20 protein-coding genes and 1 pseudogene are annotated in these 16288 nt (G+C 62.2%); all 21 read left to right on the top strand.

Features of this window, described 5'->3' with window-relative positions:
- The first annotated feature begins 105 nt into the window (after positions 1-105).
- The 21 genes and pseudogenes from HU736_RS08900 to HU736_RS08805 all read left to right on the top strand — a co-directional run bounded on the left by HU736_RS08900 (position 106) and on the right by HU736_RS08805 (position 16190).
- Positions 106-687 carry a terminase small subunit gene (locus HU736_RS08900; RefSeq protein WP_186699492.1) on the top strand — a complete coding sequence of 194 codons (582 nt, stop codon included), beginning with the start codon at positions 106-108 and terminating at the stop codon, positions 685-687.
- 4 nt (positions 688-691) lie between these two features.
- Positions 692-2734, top strand: a complete 2043-nt coding sequence (locus HU736_RS08895; RefSeq protein ID WP_186699490.1) for a phage terminase large subunit family protein — start codon at positions 692-694, stop codon at positions 2732-2734.
- A 1-nt stretch (position 2735) separates the two neighbouring features.
- Positions 2736-2942, top strand: a complete 207-nt coding sequence (locus tag HU736_RS08890) for a phage head-tail joining protein (RefSeq protein ID WP_181107941.1) — start codon at positions 2736-2738, stop codon at positions 2940-2942.
- Entirely contained in the window at positions 2939-4429 is a 1491-nt protein-coding gene (locus tag HU736_RS08885; protein WP_186699488.1) for a phage portal protein, read from the top strand. The genes HU736_RS08890 and HU736_RS08885 overlap by 4 nt, the downstream gene beginning before the upstream one ends.
- Positions 4426-5583, top strand: coding sequence for a head maturation protease, ClpP-related (locus HU736_RS08880; RefSeq protein WP_186699486.1), 1158 nt, complete (start codon positions 4426-4428; stop codon positions 5581-5583). The genes HU736_RS08885 and HU736_RS08880 overlap by 4 nt, the downstream gene beginning before the upstream one ends.
- 2 nt (positions 5584-5585) lie before the next feature.
- Entirely contained in the window at positions 5586-5933 is a 348-nt protein-coding gene (locus HU736_RS08875) for a head decoration protein (RefSeq protein WP_186699484.1), read from the top strand.
- A gap of 62 nt (positions 5934-5995) precedes the next feature.
- A complete protein-coding gene (locus HU736_RS08870; protein ID WP_186699482.1) occupies positions 5996-6991 on the top strand; it encodes a major capsid protein in 996 nt (331 codons plus the stop codon).
- A gap of 2 nt (positions 6992-6993) precedes the next feature.
- Positions 6994-7308 (top strand): head-tail joining protein, encoded by a 315-nt coding sequence (locus HU736_RS08865; RefSeq protein WP_186699480.1) that lies wholly within the window; start codon positions 6994-6996, stop codon positions 7306-7308.
- Complete coding sequence (locus HU736_RS08860; protein ID WP_186699478.1) at positions 7305-7967, top strand: hypothetical protein; 663 nt, start codon at positions 7305-7307, stop codon at positions 7965-7967. The genes HU736_RS08865 and HU736_RS08860 overlap by 4 nt, the downstream gene beginning before the upstream one ends.
- Positions 7960-8493 carry a hypothetical protein gene (locus HU736_RS08855; protein ID WP_186699476.1) on the top strand — a complete coding sequence of 178 codons (534 nt, stop codon included), beginning with the start codon at positions 7960-7962 and terminating at the stop codon, positions 8491-8493. Before HU736_RS08860 ends, HU736_RS08855 begins: the two co-directional genes overlap by 8 nt.
- Positions 8490-9092: a phage baseplate assembly protein V gene (locus tag HU736_RS08850; protein WP_186699474.1), complete on the top strand. Its 603-nt coding sequence runs from the start codon at positions 8490-8492 to the stop codon at positions 9090-9092. The genes HU736_RS08855 and HU736_RS08850 overlap by 4 nt, the downstream gene beginning before the upstream one ends.
- A 41-nt stretch (positions 9093-9133) precedes the next feature.
- Positions 9134-9337 (top strand): hypothetical protein, encoded by a 204-nt coding sequence (locus HU736_RS08845; RefSeq protein ID WP_186699472.1) that lies wholly within the window; start codon positions 9134-9136, stop codon positions 9335-9337.
- Between the two features lie 4 nt (positions 9338-9341).
- Positions 9342-9668, top strand: coding sequence for a GPW/gp25 family protein (locus tag HU736_RS08840; protein WP_186699470.1), 327 nt, complete (start codon positions 9342-9344; stop codon positions 9666-9668).
- Positions 9665-10549, top strand: coding sequence for a baseplate assembly protein (locus HU736_RS08835; protein ID WP_186699468.1), 885 nt, complete (start codon positions 9665-9667; stop codon positions 10547-10549). Before HU736_RS08840 ends, HU736_RS08835 begins: the two co-directional genes overlap by 4 nt.
- Complete coding sequence (locus HU736_RS08830; protein ID WP_186699466.1) at positions 10546-11154, top strand: phage tail protein I; 609 nt, start codon at positions 10546-10548, stop codon at positions 11152-11154. Before HU736_RS08835 ends, HU736_RS08830 begins: the two co-directional genes overlap by 4 nt.
- Positions 11147-12361 (top strand): annotated as a pseudogene (locus tag HU736_RS08825) (phage tail protein); the annotation flags it as partial. The gene HU736_RS08830 and the pseudogene HU736_RS08825, both read left to right, overlap by 8 nt.
- Before the next feature lie 90 nt (positions 12362-12451).
- Positions 12452-13675, top strand: coding sequence for a glycine-rich domain-containing protein (locus HU736_RS22040; RefSeq protein WP_367615294.1), 1224 nt, complete (start codon positions 12452-12454; stop codon positions 13673-13675).
- 10 nt (positions 13676-13685) lie between these two features.
- On the top strand, positions 13686-14084 hold the full coding sequence (locus HU736_RS21835) for a phage tail assembly chaperone (RefSeq protein ID WP_225912995.1): 399 nt from the start codon (positions 13686-13688) through the stop codon (positions 14082-14084).
- Between the two features lie 84 nt (positions 14085-14168).
- Positions 14169-15335, top strand: coding sequence for a phage tail sheath subtilisin-like domain-containing protein (locus HU736_RS08815; RefSeq protein WP_186699464.1), 1167 nt, complete (start codon positions 14169-14171; stop codon positions 15333-15335).
- A 12-nt stretch (positions 15336-15347) separates the two neighbouring features.
- On the top strand, positions 15348-15857 hold the full coding sequence (locus tag HU736_RS08810) for a phage major tail tube protein (RefSeq protein ID WP_186699463.1): 510 nt from the start codon (positions 15348-15350) through the stop codon (positions 15855-15857).
- Between the two features lie 33 nt (positions 15858-15890).
- Positions 15891-16190, top strand: a complete 300-nt coding sequence (locus HU736_RS08805) for a phage tail assembly protein (protein ID WP_186699461.1) — start codon at positions 15891-15893, stop codon at positions 16188-16190.
- Positions 16191-16288 lie beyond the last annotated feature (98 nt).

Here is a 16288-nt window from a genome sequence, read left to right as displayed (position 1 = left end):
ACGGGAAACCCGCGCTTCTGTGTTAGCAGCTGGTTCACCAGCTTAGTGAACTGCGGTGAACTGGTTAACCCCCCTGAAATCATTGGGTAAACTGGAAGAATCGACATGCTTTACCTGACCAAGTCGGAGTTCGCCGCCCGCAATGGATGGTCGAAATCCTACGTTTCAAAGCTAACTAAACAGGACCGCCTTGTACTCACCGTCGACGGCAAGGTGGATGTGAAAGCAACAGAGTTGCTGCTAGCTGAATCGGCTGATCCGAGCAAAGCGGCTGTCGCAGCTCGGCACGAAGAAAACCGAATTGATCGGGATGTCCGTAGCCAGCTCCAACCGACGGCCGACACACCTGCGGTGCAGCAACCGGATCTGGCTCCGGGCAGTGGTTTCAATTTTCAGCGATCCAAAGCCCACCGCGAGTACTACCTGGCTCAGTTAGCCGAGTCTGAATTTCACAAGACTCAAGGCAATTTGGTGGACCGTAAGTCCGTTGAGGACGCGGCCTATTCCGCAGGCCGGATGGTCAGAGACCTGATGTTTGGTCTCGCTCCCCAGCTCGCCGCCGAGTTGGCCGCGATGACCGATCCTTGGCAGATAGAAAAACATCTCACTGGCGCCTTCCGGCGTGTCTTTGAAGACGCGATCCGATTGAACGGTGCCGACCTTGAGCAAGCTATGACACAGAGCTGAGCCTATGCCCACCGGATACGCAGACGGTGCGAAGGTGTACCGCGCTGGGTATTGCCGTGGGCTACAGCCCGACCCAGAGTTGTGGGTGGATGAGTGGGCTGACGAGTACATGCGGATCCCGCGTGACACCGGTGCAGCCGAGCCAGGTCAATACCGCACTGCCCGGACCCCATACGCCCGTGAACCCATGCGCTGCCTGTCACCTGCCCATCCGTGCAAACGGGTGGTGACGATGGTTGCATCGCAGCTGATGAAAACGCAGATCGCGCTCAACTGGATCGGCGCGCTGATCCACATGTCGCCATCCAACATCCTGACACTGCTGCCGAGCCTTACCCTGGCCAAGCGTGTTTCTGGTCGGATGGGCAAAACCATTGCCGCGACCCCAGTGCTGCGCGAACGTGTCGCCACGTCCCGCTCGCGCGATGCACGCAACACCATGGACACCAAGGAGTTTGAGGGCGGTACCCTTTATGCGACCACGGCTGGCTCGGCCTCCAACCTGGCAGAGCTGTCCGCGCGCTACGTCTACGGCGACGAGGTGGATCGTTGGGATGTCGACGTGGACGAGGAGGGCGACCCCATCGAACTGGCGGAGACCCGTGGCAGTACCTTCGGCCGCAACGCCAAGTTTTACTTCTCCAGCTCGCCGACCATCAAGGGCGCGTCCCGGATCGATGACCTGTTCCAGGCCAGCGATCAGCGACACTTCTACGTGCCGTGTCCGTCCTGCGGGCACATGCAAACGCTGGAGTGGGAGCGCCTTCTGTATTCGGCTGACTTCGCTACCGTTCACTACCAGTGCGCCGGTCCTGAATGCGACGTGCTGATCGAAGAACACCACAAGGGTGAGATGCTGGCCAAAGGCGAGTGGCGTGGCCACGCCCAAGGCGACGGCGAAACAGTCGGCTTTCACCTCAACGCCCTGTATGCGCCGTTGGGCTGGACCTCATGGTCCGCGCTGGCCAAGCAGTTTCAGAAAGCCAAGCGGGCGCAGGATCGAGGCGATCTCGAACCCATGCAGGTGTTCTATAACACCCGCTTGGCCAAGGTCTGGGACAGTGCGGTCGAGCAGACCAAGGCCGATGTACTGCAAGCCCGCGCGCTTCAGGAGAACTATGTCCTCGGTTCGTTGACCGTCGGCGTGCTGGTGCTGACTGCCGCTGTCGATGTGCAGGCCAACCGCCTCGAGCTGATGGTGATCGGCTGGGGCGTCGGTATGGAACGGTGGGTGGTCGATCACCAGGTCATCCCCGGCGACCCAGCCGACGACCGCACCTGGGCTTTGCTTGATGAGCGGCTGAAGGTGCGGTACCGCCATCCCTGCGGCGTTGGCCTCGGCATTCTGGCAACGGGCATCGACTCTGGTGGTCACCACACCCATGAGGTTTATCAGTTCTGCCGAGTGCGACGTTGGCGCAACATCTTCGCGATCAAGGGCGCGAGCAAACCGGGGCGACCGGTTATTGCCCAGCGCCCCTCGCTGGTGGATGTGACCTGGAAAGGTCAGACCGAACGCCATGGCGCCGAGCTGTGGATGATCGGCACCGACACCGCCAAGGATTGGATCTACAACCGCTACAGCTTCGAGGCTGGACCAGGTGCGGTGCACTTTGCCAAGGACCTTCCCGATGAGTTCTTTCAGCAGTGCGTCGCCGAGCGCAAGGTTGCTCGCTACGTCAAAGGTTACAAGCGGATTGAGTGGGTGAAGGGCAAGGCAGACCGAAACGAAGCGCTTGACCTGATGGTGTACAACCTCGCCATGGCCTATTACCTCAACTTGCATCGCTACGGCGAGCACGACTGGGACAAGCTTCGGCAGGCCCTGGCACAGGCTGGATTGTTCGATGAACCGGTGGCTGTGCAGCCGCCAGTCACCGAGGCAGATGACCATGACGATGACGATGATCCATCCGACTCGGCCACCCCACGTGACACCACGCCGCCGCCAGCCCGGCCTGCTTCGCCGCCTCCACCGCCGCCGCGACCGGCACCGAAACCAATGCAACGCCGCAGCTCGAGTAGCGGCTACCTGAAGAGACGCTGACATGGCATACACACAAGCACACCTCGCCGCTGTCGAGCGTGCGATTGCGCGCGGCGAAAAGGTCGTTCGATACAGCGACCGCACGGTTGAGTATCGGTCGGTCGACGAGCTGATCAAGGCACGTGACCTGATCCGTACCGAACTGGCCAAAGCTGCGGGGCCGCGTTCCCGCGTTGTCCGGCTTTACCACGGAGGTAAGGGCCTGTGAGCGGCCGTTACATTTCCCTTACGCGTTCTGGCGTACTGGTTCCCGAGCGGATCAAGGCCAGCTACGAAGGCGCTGCCGAGGGACGGCGCTCATCTAACTGGGATGCACCGGACACGGGGCCTAACAGTCTGATCATGCCGGCCCTGCGCAACCTGCGCTCGCGTTCGCGAGCGGCTGTGCGCAATGATCCATATGCAGCCAATGTCATCGACAAGCGGGTCAGCAACCTCATCGGTACAGGCATCACGCCGCAGCCGAGGCTCATCGACAAGGCGCTGCGCAAGGTCATGCAGGTGCTGTGGGAGGACTGGGTAGACGAGTCCGACGCCGATGAGCTGACCGACTTTTACGGCCAGCAGGCGTTGGTGGCGCGAACGGTCGAGCAGTCGGGCGAGTGTTTCGTGCGGCTGCGTCCTCGGCGTCTCGAAGATGACCTGGCGGTGCCGCTGCAGCTGCAATGTCTCTCGCCCGAGTTCGTGCCACACGATAAGTTTGAAGTGACCCGATCCGGCAATGTGATCCGTGCCGGCATTGAGATCAACAGCCTCGGGCGGCGCGTGGCTTACTGGTGCTATCGCAACCATCCCAGTGACAAGACCTCGCTCAATGCTGGGTACAACGCCCTGGTGCGTGTGCCTGCCGAGCAGATGCTGCACATCTTCGAGTCACTTGAACCAGGTCAATTGCGTGGCGTTCCCCGGTTGGCGCCGGTATTGAAGCGGTTGCGCAGCCTGGACAGTTACGACGATGCGGTCCTGTTTCGGCAAGAGGTGGCCAATCTGTTCGCAGGCTTCATCCGCAAGCCCGCACCGGAAGGCCCGCCGCAGATCGACATGGTGACCGGGGCACCAGTCAGCTACGACCGCGACGGCTTCACGCCGATGGTAGGGCTGGAGCCGGGCACGATGCAGGAGCTGCTGCCGGGTGAGCAGGTCGAGTTCTCGGACCCGCCGGACGGCGGCAACAACTACCCCGACTTCATGCGGCAGCAGCTCACCGCTGCAGCGGCGGGCGCGGGCCTGCCTTACGAGCTGATGACGGGCGATATGCGCGGGGTCAACGACCGGGTGATCAGGGTTGTGCTGAACGAGTTCCGCCGCCGGCTCGAGCAGCTCCAGTTTTCGGTGTACGTCCACCAGCTGTGCCGCCCGGTGCGGCGTGCCTGGATGGACATGGCTGTTCTGTCAGGCGCCCTCGATCTGGATGACTACACCCAACGGCGCCGCGAATACCTGCGCACGCGATGGGTACCGCAGGGCTGGGCTTACATCCAGCCAGTACAGGATGTTCAAGCCCGCATGCTCGAAGTCAAAGCCGGCTTCACCTCACGCAGCGAGATGTGTCTGCGCGCGGGCACCGACGCTGAAATCGTAGACGAAGAGAACGCCGCCGACATCGCCCGTGCACAGGCACTGGGCCTCAACTACAGCACCTTGTCCGCGATTGATGACGATGCCGACGAGTCCGATCAAAAGGAAACGAAATGAAAAAGTTGATGCCGTTTCGCATCTTCAACAAGGCCAAAACCGCCCTGCAGGTGGAGGACGAGAGCTGGTACAAGATCAATGCCACGGCTGACGGCGAGTCTGAATCAAAAACCATCGAGATCTTCATCTACGGCGAGATTGGCACCTGGGGCATCACGGCCAGCCAGTTCATTCAGGATCTTAAAGCCGCTGACGATGGAGCTTCGCCAGTTGTCGTCGCCTTCAACACCATCGGCGGTGACCTCTTCGACGGCCTCGCCATTCATAACGCGCTCAGCCGGCTGGGTGAGCGATGCACTGCCCGGATCGACGCGCTGGCCGCGAGCGCCGGCAGCGTAGCGGCCTGCGGTGCGCATCGGATCGTCATGGCCTCGAACGCGATGTTCATGATCCACAACCCATGGACGTTGGCGGGTGGGGATGCCGAGGATCTTCGCCGGGTGGCGGATGTGCTCGACCAGACCTTCGAGGCGATCATTGCGGCCTACAAGGCCAAAGCGCCGGACATCGATGATGCTGAACTGCGGCGCATGGTCAACGACGAGACCTGGCTCACGGCTCAGGAGTCACTCGCCCTGGGGCTGGCTGACGAGATCGGCAATGGCGTCAAGGTTCAAGCCTGCCTGGGGCAGGGGGCTGCCATGGCGCGATATCGGCAGACGCCGCAAGCGCTGCTCGATCAGCTCACTGCCAGCCAGGCCGAGCCTTTGGTTCAAGACGATCCGCCGGCAGTTGATGATCCGCCTGCGCCGACAGAGGCCGATTCAACGGCATTGGCCCTGATGATCACCAAGGCCTGCGCCACTGCCGGCATTAGCAACTTGGTCGCGCCGTTGATTGCGTCCACCAAGCTGGCAGATGAAGCGACCGTGCAGGCTGCGTTGACCCGTGCCAAATCGGTGCGAGACCTATGTGTCGCTGCTCGCCTTCCTGAAATGACTGCTGAGTTCGTGCAGGCCGGGCTGGACGCCGGTGCGGTACGTGCGAGGTTGTTCGACAAGCTGGTTGGCTCTGGCAAGGGCTTCGAGATCGACAACAGCCTGCCGCCTGCTGACGACGAGATTGAGCCGGTCCAGGCCAAGATCCCCACACCCACAAGTACCTACGCCGCTCGGCGGCAGGCGACTCGACAACACCCTGGCAAAGGAGCCTGAACATGAGCAAGACCTATGTAGAACCGGTGCATGCCGGTGAATTTCTCCTGTCCGAGGGAGCCGGCAAGATCTCGCGCGAGGCCATCGCATTGGCGGCTGGTGTGGCACTGCCGGCTGGGCAGGTCCTCGGCCAGATCACCGCGAGTGGGCTGCTGACTGCCTACGATCCGAACGCCGAGGATGGCAGCGAGGCCGCCAAGTGCATTTTGTTTGCCGGCGTCCCGGCCTCCGATGAGGAGCGCCGAGGACGCGCCGTTGTGCGCTTGGCAGAGGTTACCGCGTCACTGCTCACCGGACTGGATCTGGATGCCGAGAAGGCGCTGGCCAGCCACTTCATCATCGTTCGCTGAGGCGAGCAGAACCCAACCAAACCCCGCCGCTGTGCGGGGTTTTGCATTACTGGAGGGCCTTCATGGCTGCCATCGAGATTTTTGAAGAAAACGCCTTTACCGTGCCCGCGCTGACCGCCGCGATCAACGAGCAGCCCTTTGTGCCAGGCCGACTGGCTGAGCTGGGGCTGTTTGAAGAAGAGGGCGTCAACACCGTGACCGTCCAGGTTGAAAAAGACGGCGACACCCTGGCGCTGGTCCCGGCAGGTGAGCGCGGTACCACTGGCCACATCGTCAATGGCAGCAAGCGGATCCTGCTGCCGTTCAACACGGTGCATCTGCCCGAGACGTTCACCATTCGTGCTGATGAGATTCAAGGCATCCGCGCGTTCGGCTCACAAACCGAGCTGCAGGCGGTGCAGGATGTTGTAAACAAGCGTTTGGCCAAAGCCCGACGGCAGCTCGACGCGACGCACGAGTTTCACCGCATGGGAGCTTTGAGCGGTCATGTGCTTGATGCTGACGGCACGACCATCCTGTTGAACATCTTTGAACGGTTCGGCCTGCAGCCCGTGGTGGTGCAGATGGAGCTGGCGAACGCTGAAACTAAGGTTCGCGTGAAATGCGTCGAGGCGCTGGACGCGCAGGAAGAAGCACTCGGGGCCACCACCACCAGCGGGGCACGTGCGTTCTGTGGCAAGAACTTCTGGCGCGCGCTGATCGATCACCGCAGCGTCGCCAAGACCTACGAAGGAAGCCAGTACGCCTCGGCACTACGCGCAGACGGCCGGGAGGCATTCGAGTTCGGCGGGATCCTGTGGGAGCGGTATCGCGGCAAGGTCAACGGCACCTCTTTCATCCCGGACGACGAAGCTCGGTTGGTGCCCGAAGGCGTGCCTGGCCTCTGCATCTCGCGGTTTGCGCCGGCAGACTACATGGATACGGTGAACACCGAAGGCCTGCCGTACTACGGCCAGGTTGAAGTCCTGCCGTTCAAGAAAGGCGTTGCGGGCGAAGCTCAGTCCAACCCATTGCACATGGTCACGCGCCCCCGCGCGATCATCCACCTGAAGCTCTGATCGTGAGCTTCCGCGAGCTGCTTGCTGATGTGGACGACACGGTTTTCGAGGTGCTCGGCGATGCGGCGCAGATCGAGGGGCGCGACGTGATTGGCATGTTCTCGGCGCCCTGGCTGCAGCCCAAGCTCGGCCAGATCCGCACCGCCCTGCGTGAGCCGCACCTGGTCATCCGCGTCGCTGACAACGCGGGTGTCGAGGTCAAGCAGAAGGTGGTCATCGATATGCCGGCTGAGGATGGCGGGGGGAACTACACCATCACCAACATCGAGCCAGGCGGTGACGGTCTGGTCACTCTGGTGCTGAGGAAATCGCCATGAGCGTGGGTAGCTATCACAAGCAATCGGCCAGCTCCGGGCTGATCACGCTGCAAGCCAGCGCGGTAGACATCAAGCGTTTCGCTGACTTCGCCCGGCTCGTACCCAAGGCGATGGCTGCAGCCCAGCGCAGGGCGATCAACAAAACGCTGCGCTGGCTTCGCACTCACATGGCTCGGGAAGTGGGCCGTCAGGAGCGTATCGCCATCGCAGCGGTAAGGCAGCGGCTCAAAGCGTTTCCCGTCGCTGGCAACGGGCAGGGCAGGCTTTGGTTTGGCATCAACCCCATCGAGGCCAGTCGCGCTGGTCGCGCAAGGCAAGGGCGCTCTGGGGTAACGGTAGCCGGCCGTCGCTACGAAGGCGCTTTTTTCAAGCGAGTGTACGGTGGCAAGGCTGATATCTGGATCCGCACAGCCAGCAAGCATTTTGACGCGAGCGATTACCCCGACAGCCAGGTGTCGGGCGCGGGTGGTGCACGGTCAGGGTGGGTCTCGGAAAACGTCAGCCGCTTCCCGTTAGCCAAGGCCAAGATCACCCTGGACAACGTCCGTCCTCACTTCGAGACCTGGACCAATCGCGCTCACCAACGCCTGCTGGAAGTGATGGAGCAGGAGCTGAACTATGAGCTGCACAAGTACCTGGGGAGAACAGGCAATGGATGAGGACTCAATCCCTCTCAGCCAGATTTACGCCGCCATTGAGCAGCACATCAGCGAGGCAATTCCGGGCCTCGCGTATGTGGGAACAATGCCTGCCGGGATTCAGGTGGTCACGCCGCCTGCGGTGATCCTTGAGCTGGCGGGGTTTGAAGATGCCGACAAGGATCCGGGCACGGGGGAAACAGCGGTTGATGCTCGCTTTGAAGCGCGTGTGATCGTCGGGGCCGAGGAAGAAAACTGCTTGCATATTGCCGCGTTCGTCGCGGCGCAGTTGGCCGTACTCCTGCGGATCCAAACGTGGGGGCTGGCGGTCGAGCCCTCACAGTTCATTCGTGCAGAACGAGACTGGACGCGCCCCGAACTGGATGCTTACGCCGTGTGGGTGGTCGAGTGGACTCAGATCATTTACCTCGGCGAGGAGGAGTGGCCTTGGCCAATACAGCCTCCCGGCACGCTTGTGTTTGGGTTTCACCCCGACACGGGTTCCGGCAGCGAAGGGGCCTATGATCCACCGGAGGCCATGGGATGAGCTACACAAGCGCCCAGCATGACCGCATGCTGGCTTGCACGGTGATGGCGTGCCGCGTGGTCGCGGTGGATCTGGAGGCCGCCCGCGTGCGTGTGTCCGATGGCGATGGCTGGACTAGTGCCTGGGTGCGCTGGCACAGCCAGGCCGCTGGCAAGGCGCGCCACTGGCGGGCGCCCAGCTTGAACGAGCAGGGCGCGCTGGTCAGTCCCAGCGGCGACCCCGCGCAGGGCACGTTCATACCGGGCCTGTACGGCAACGCCGGCAGCCAGCCGGACAGCCGCGATCATGTGGAGGTCTGGCGGTTTGATGATGGCGGCTCGCTGGTCTACGACTGGCAGGCCAAGAGCTACACCATCACGCTGCCTACGGGCACCGTGTTGGTCAAGGTGGGCGGTACGTCGGCCACACTGACCGACGATGCAATCACGGCCAAGACGGTTACGTTGACCGCCGAGGCGACCGCCATCACGGCCAAGGCCGCGAACATCACGCTTGAAGGTGCCGTAAAAATTGTCGGGCCGTTATCCGTAACGGGCGATATCGCCGGCGCCGGCAAGATCATGGACGCCGGCGGTAACTCGGCAAACCACAAACACTGACAGCCCGCCATTGAGCGGGCTTTTTCATACCTGGGGAAACCATGGCTACCAAGAAAGAAACCGCTGCGCCTGGTGCGCTGGCGACGGTCGTCTATTGCGACAAGGTCAACGCCTCGCGCTCGCTGTTCATGGACGGCGGCCGCGAGCTGAAAGTGATCCGCGCCCGGATCGAGGTCGACGGCGCCGACACCGAGGCACAGGCCTATCTGGACGCCCGCAAGGATTTCCAGCGCCTGGAGGCGTAACCCCATGATCGGAATGGATCGCCGCACAGGGGCGCCGCTGTCAGGCCTGGACCATCTGCGGCAGTCCATTGAAGACATTCTGACGACGCCGATCGGCAGCCGCCGGATACGCCCGGACTACGGCAGTCGCCTGCGTCGTTACGTCGACCTGCCGGTAAACGACGGTTGGAAAAGCGCTGTACAGGCCGAGGTCGCTCGCGCCCTTGGCCGCTGGGAGCCGCGCTTTAGTTTGGAGCGGGTCCGGGTGACGGCCGTTGTGGATGGGAGAATCACTATGCAGTTGACCGGGGCATACCTGGGCGACAGCAGCGTCATTGAGGTGAGCGCATGACAATTGACTTGGCGGCGCTGCCGGCGCCGCAGGTGCTGGAAAGCCTCGATATCGAAGCCACTTATGAGGGGCTGCTGGTCCAGTTTCGCGAGTACCTGGGCGACAACTGGACGGCGCCGCTTGAGAGTGAGCCGGTGGTCAAGCTGCTGGAGCTGATCGCCTATCTTCGCGTGCAAGACCGGGCGCGGGTCAATGACGCCGCCAAAGCGCTGTTGCTGGCCTACGCCAAGGGTGCGGATCTGGATCATCTGGCGGCCAACGTCGAGCTTGGTCGCCTGGTGGTGCAGGCCGAGGATTTGACCGCGGTACCGCCGGTGCCCGAGGTGCTGGAGGAAGACGACGCCCTGCGCGAGCGGGTGCAGCTGGTCTATGAAGGCCTGACCACGGCCGGCCCCCGAAACAGCTACATCCTGCACGCCCGTAACGCGTCGGGGTTGGTGGCTGATGCCACGGCCGAAAGCCCGTCGCCTGCGGTGGTCGACCTGACAGTCTTAAGCCTGGATGGAAACGGCAGTGCCGACGCCGAGCTGCTGGCCACGGTCGCCGCTGCCGTCAACGACGACGACGTGCGCCCGGTCGCGGATCGGGTCAACGTGCGTAGCGCGCAGATCCTGCCTTACCAGATCAATGCCGTGGTTTACCTCGCCGGCAACGGTCCGGAGGGTGAGGCAGTGCTGTCTGAGGCCAAGAGTCGTCTGGAAGCCTGGAAGAACCCGCGCAAGCGGCTCGGTGTGGAGGTGTCTCGGTCGGCCATTGACGCCCAGTTGCACGTTGCCGGCGTCAAGCGCGTGGAAATTAACGACTGGGTGGATATCCGCCCAACCAAGGCACAAGCCGCCTGGTGCACCGCCGTTACCGTAACGCGGGGTGTCCTGCCATGACGGCGCTGCTGCCCAATAACAGCACGCCGCTGGAGCGCGCCCTCGGCTCGGTTGCAATCGACCGGACCAAGATCACCCTGCGCACCTTGTACAACCCCGACACCTGCCCAGCGCATCTGCTGTACCAGCTCGCTTGGGCGTGGTCGGTGGATCGTTGGGATGACGAGTGGCCGGAGGCGGTCAAGCGCTCGGTGATCCGCTCGGCGTACCTCGTCCACTCTCGCAAGGGAACCATCGGCGCGCTGCGCCGCGTGGTGGAGCCGTTCGGCTACCTGATCGAGATTGTGGAGTGGTGGCAGACGGTGCCCGAAGGGGTGCCGGGCACCTTCGCGTTAAAGGTCGGCGTGGCTGATGAGGGCATCAGCGAGGAAACCTATCAAGAGCTTACCGCGCTGATCGATGACGCCCGGCCAGTCAGCCGGCACATGGTCGGCCTGGCCATCAGCTTGGAAGCCACGGGCAGCTTTTGCCTGGCCACGGCCGTCTATGACGGCGAAGAACTCGACATATACCCGCCGCAAGCTGTTGACCTCGATGTCAGTGGCGAGATTGGGCGTGGCGGTCGTGATCACACTATTGACTATCTGGACGTTAACTATGGTTGACCAGACCTCGCAGTTCTACGCGATCCTGACTGACGTCGGGGCCGCCAAGCAGGCCAATGCGGATGCCCTGGGCATTGCTTGGACCTTTTCGCAGATGGGGGTGGGTGACGGCAACCCTGCCGGCTTGGACAATCCGCCGCTGCCCATGCCGAACTCAAGTCAAAGGGCGCTGCTGAGCGAGTGGCGCCGCGCGCCGCTGAACCAGTTGAAGGTCGACCCCAACAACGCGGCGGTGATCATCGCTGAGCAGATCATTCCCGCCGACGTGGGCGGTAAGTGGATTCGCGAAATCGCTCTTTACGATGCGGACGGCGACATGGTGGCGGTGGCCAACTGCCCGCCTACCTTCAAGCCGCTGATGAGTCAGGGGTCTGGGCGCACGCAGGTACTGCGCCTGAATCTGCTGGTCAAGAGTGCCAGCAACGTGCAGCTAAAGATTGACCCAAGCGTTGTGCTGGCCACGCGGGAATGGGTGACAGAGGAACTGGCCCGGCAGGACTTCAAATACTCTGTTCTTGCTGCTACCACCGCCGCGATCACACTGAGCGGCCTGCAGACGGTCGACGGCGTGCCGCTCACGGCTGGGGCGCGGGTGCTGGTGAAAAATCAGGCTGCCGCCAAGGATAACGGCCTGTACCTGGTTGTCGCCGGCGGCGCCTGGACGCGCTGCACCGACGCTGACACAAGTACCAAGGTAACGCCGGGCATACTGGTCCTAGTTGAGCGGGGCACGGTCAATGGTGACAGCGCCTGGCAACTGGTGACTGATGCCGCCATTACCCTTGGCGTCACGGCGCTGGTGTTTGAAATGGCTTTTGGCCGCACTGGTGTGGCCGCTGGTACTTATCGCAGCGTGACGGTCGACGCCTACGGGCGCGTAACCGCTGCGAGCAACCCGACCACGGTTGCCGGCTACGGCCTGACCGATGTGTACACGAAGACCCAGATTGACCAAGCGTTGTCCCTCAAGGCGGCACTGGCCAGCCCGGCCCTGACCGGCGTGCCAACGGCGCCGACGCCGGCTGCCGGTACCAATACCGCCCAATTGGCCACTGCGGCATTTGTACAGTCCGCAATTGCCGCCCTGATAGCGTCCTCACCCGGCGCGCTGGATACGTTGAACGAACTGGCGGCGGCGCTGGGTAACGATCCGAATTTCGCTACGACCGTCACCAACGCGTTAGCGCTCAAGGCTCCATTGGCAAGCCCAGTCTTTACTGGCGATCCCAAGGTGCCGACAGCTGCAGCAACCGACAACGATACGTCTGCAGCGAGCACGGCATTTGTACGGGCGGCGATGGCGCGTTATGGGTGGGGTGCGGCTAGTGGCGAGAACGTGGCCGCCAACATCAACAATATCGTTGAGGGTGGCTCGTACATGGTGACCGGCACCACCATTGGCACCAAGCCGGTTTTTCCAGAAGGCCTGGGGGTGGGGGCGATTCCGAACGGTAACGTCCTTCACCTTGAGCGCTGGAGTGGCAATATGGCCACCCAGATCTGGGATTCTCTTGTAACCACGGTCGTACCGCTTACCTTTATTCGCACTCGCAATACTGCTGGCGTTTGGAGTGACTGGGCGCAGCTCTGGACAAGCCTGAACACACCGAAGCAGGCCACTCCCTTGGACGTAACCCCAGGGGCGATGCTCACAGTAGGCGCGTTTGGCTGGGGTGCTTCGGCGGTAAATTTCGCGGGCGATATTGATGCTATCACTGTCAGTGGCCTCTATATGATCAGTGCCGGCACTACGGGCACAAAGCCCGAGTATCCGGCACTGGTAGGGGTTGGGCAGATCCCGAATGGCACGCTTGAGCATATCGAGCGTGGCAGCAGCAAAATGGCTTCGCAGCGTTGGGATTCGTTGATCGGCAGCATCAACCCATTGTCGTTTACACGCACAAAGAACACGGCGGGCGTCTGGTCTGCTTGGGAGCTTGTGGTCACGGATAGGCACTTGCCTTACCGGGCGAAGGTTTATTACAGGTCGGCAGGGGTCTATCAATGGACTGTGCCCGCTGGCGTGTACAAAGTTGATGTAGAGGTTCGGGGCGCTGGTGGTAGCGGCGGTTTCGGTACCCAAGAAGTTGGGTCTGGCGGTGGCGGCGGTGGGGGTATCAGCAAGCGCCTTTGTAATGTCGTGCCCGGCTCCGTGATCACCATTACTGTCGGCGCCGGCGGCGCAGCGGTATCCGCTGCAGGGGCTTCGGGTAATGCCGGCACTGCATCGGCCTTCGGGACGTTCTGTTCTGCTACGGGCGGTGCGGGCGGTAGTTCGGGGAGCGGCGCAGCCGGCGGCTATGGGGCTGGCGGAGACATAAACATGTCGATGGGTTCCGGTAGCCCGGCGCTGCGCAATGCTCCTGGTACTTACGCCTTGGGCGGCGCTGGCGGGGGTGGTGAGAGCATCTTTGCCACAAGTAACTCAACCACACCAAGCCAGCCTGGCATGGGCGGCGGTGGCCGCACCAGTAACCAGTCTCAGCCAGGCGCAGACGGCTGCGTATTCATCACTTACTAGGAGCCGGATCATGTGGGCATTGATACAAGACGGTCAGGTGCTTGAGACGACCGACGTTGATCCTGAGGGGCGCTTTCACCCCGACCTCAAGTGGCGGCCTTGTCCGGCGCCGACGCGGGCCGGCTGGGTTTTCGAGAATGGCGTTTTTGCCGAGAAGGTGGAGACGCTGGAGCAGCGTAAGAGCGCCGAACGGCAATGGCGAGACGGCGAGCTTGCCGCCCGTCAGTGGCTTCGTGATCGTCACCGGGACGAGCAGGATCTGGGGCGTCCAACAACCCTTAGCACTGAGCGGTTTGACGAGTTTCTGGCCTACCTGCAGAAGCTGCGCGACTGGCCTGTTTCAGAGTTCTTTCCTGATCCGCTGCAGCGTCCGCCGTTGCCGGGCTGGATTGACACTTACGCCCTATGACGCCCCGCACTGACGGGGCGTTTTCTTTTCCGCTGTATCCCTATGGCCTCGCTGACGCGGGGCCTTTTCATATCTGGAGAGTCTATGTCTGGCTTCTTTCACGGCGTTACCGTAACGAACGTCGACACCGGCGCGCGCACCATCGCCCTGCCTTCGTCCTCGATCATTGGCTTGGTCGACACCTTTACCCCGGCGCCGACCTACAGTGCGCAGCCGAATGACCTGGTGCTGATCACCAGCGAGCGCGAGGCCATCGCCGCGTTCGGTCCTGACTCGGCGATCACCAAGGCCTGCCAAGCGATCTACACCCGCGCCAAGGCGGTCATTGTCGCGTGCGGCGTGGCCAAGCTTGAGGACGCGGCCGAGCAAACCTCAGCGATCATCGGCGGCACGCTGCTGGACGGAAAGCGCACCGGCTTGCAGGCGCTGCTTGATGGTAAGAGCCGGTTCAACGCCCAGCCGCGACTGTTGGTGACGCCCAAGCACAGCGCGACCCAGGCGGTCGGTACCGCCCTGGTGGCGTTGGCTGACAAGCTGCGCGCAATCGCCATCATCGACGGCCCCAACACCACCGACGAGGCCGTCATGGCCTACGCCGGCGAGTTCGGTGCCAAGCGCGCTTACATGGTCGATCCGGGTGTGCAGTATTGGGACACCACTGCAAACGCTACGGTCGACGCGCCTGGCTCGGCCTATGTGGCCGGCCTGTTCGCCTGGACTGACTCGGAGTACGGCTTTTGGGCCTCGCCGTCGAACAAGGAGTTCGTCGGGATCACCGGTACCAGTCGCCCGATTGAATTCCTCGACGGTGACGAAACCTGCCGGGCCAACCTGCTCAATAACGCCAACATCGCGACGATCATCCGCGACGACGGCTACCGCCTGTGGGGCAACCGCACCTTGTCGGCCGATGCGAAATGGGCGTTCGTCACCCGTGTGCGCACGATGGATATCGTCATGGACGCGATCCTGTACGGGCACAAGTGGGCGGTCGACCGCTCGATCACCGCAACCTATGTCAAGGACGTGACCGAAGGCCTGCAGGCGTTCATGCGCGACCTCAAGAACCAAGGCGCGATTATCAATTTCGAGGTCTACGCGGACACCGAGTTGAACACGGCCAGCCAGCTGGAGCAGGGCAAGGTTTATTGGAACATCCGCTTTACCGATGTGCCGCCCGCTGAGAACCCTAATTTCCGCGTCGAAGTCACCAATCAATGGCTGACAGAAGTTCTGTCGGCCGCCGCTTAAGGAGCGCACCACATGGCAATGATTCCCGAAACCCTGACCAACATGAATTTGTTTGTCGATGGCGTCAGCTTTCAGGGCGACGTGCCCAGCCTGACCCTGCCCAAGCTCACCCTGAAAATGGAAGAGCACCGCCCAGGCGGTATGGACATGCCAGTCGAAATGGACCAAGGCATGGAGAAACAAGAGGCCGGCTTTGTCACCACCGGCGTGCGCCGCGAGTCGCTCAAGTTCTTCGGTCTGGCCGACGGTACCGGCTTCAACGGCACGTTCCGGGGCGCCTTCAAAGGCCTCAAGGGCAAAATTACCCCCGCAGTCGTCACCCTGCGCGGCAGCCTCAAAGAGGTTGATATGGGCGATTGGAAGGCCGGCGACAAGGCCGAGATCAAGCACAACGTGGCCTTGACCTATTACAAGCTGGAAATCGACGGCCGGGTCATCTACGAAATCGACGCCCTGGGCATGAAGCGCGTCATCAACGGCGTTGACCAGCTCGCCGCACAGCGCACCGCCCTCGGCCTGTAACCCCCTCTCCTTTTTGAAATAAGGATTTTCCCCATGGCACAAGCAACCAAAACCCCGTCCTGGCTGATCGTTACCGGCGACCGCGTGACCGTCACCCTGACCAAGGCCATCGAGGCCAATGGCATTCAAGTCGACAAGCTGTCGCTGCGCGCGCCGACCGTGCGCGATATCCGCAGCGCGCAGGCCGGTGCCGGCGACGAAGAGCAGCGAGAACTCAACCTGTTTGCCAGCCTGGCCGAGGTCAACGTCAAGGAACTGGAAGGCATGGCCCTGAAAGATTACACCCGCCTGCAGACTGGCTATTTTCGCCTGGTGCAGGACGACGAGCTTTAACCCCAAGTTGCAAAAGCAGCTGGCCAAGCGGCTGGCTGTTGAGCTGGGTTTCTCGGCCGCTGAGATAGCGGCCATGCCTTGGGAGGATGTGGTCTGGT

This window comes from Pseudomonas shirazensis (assembly GCF_014268785.2).
Taxonomy (GTDB): domain Bacteria; phylum Pseudomonadota; class Gammaproteobacteria; order Pseudomonadales; family Pseudomonadaceae; genus Aquipseudomonas; species Aquipseudomonas shirazensis.
This window is presented reverse-complemented; position numbering and strand designations above follow the sequence as displayed.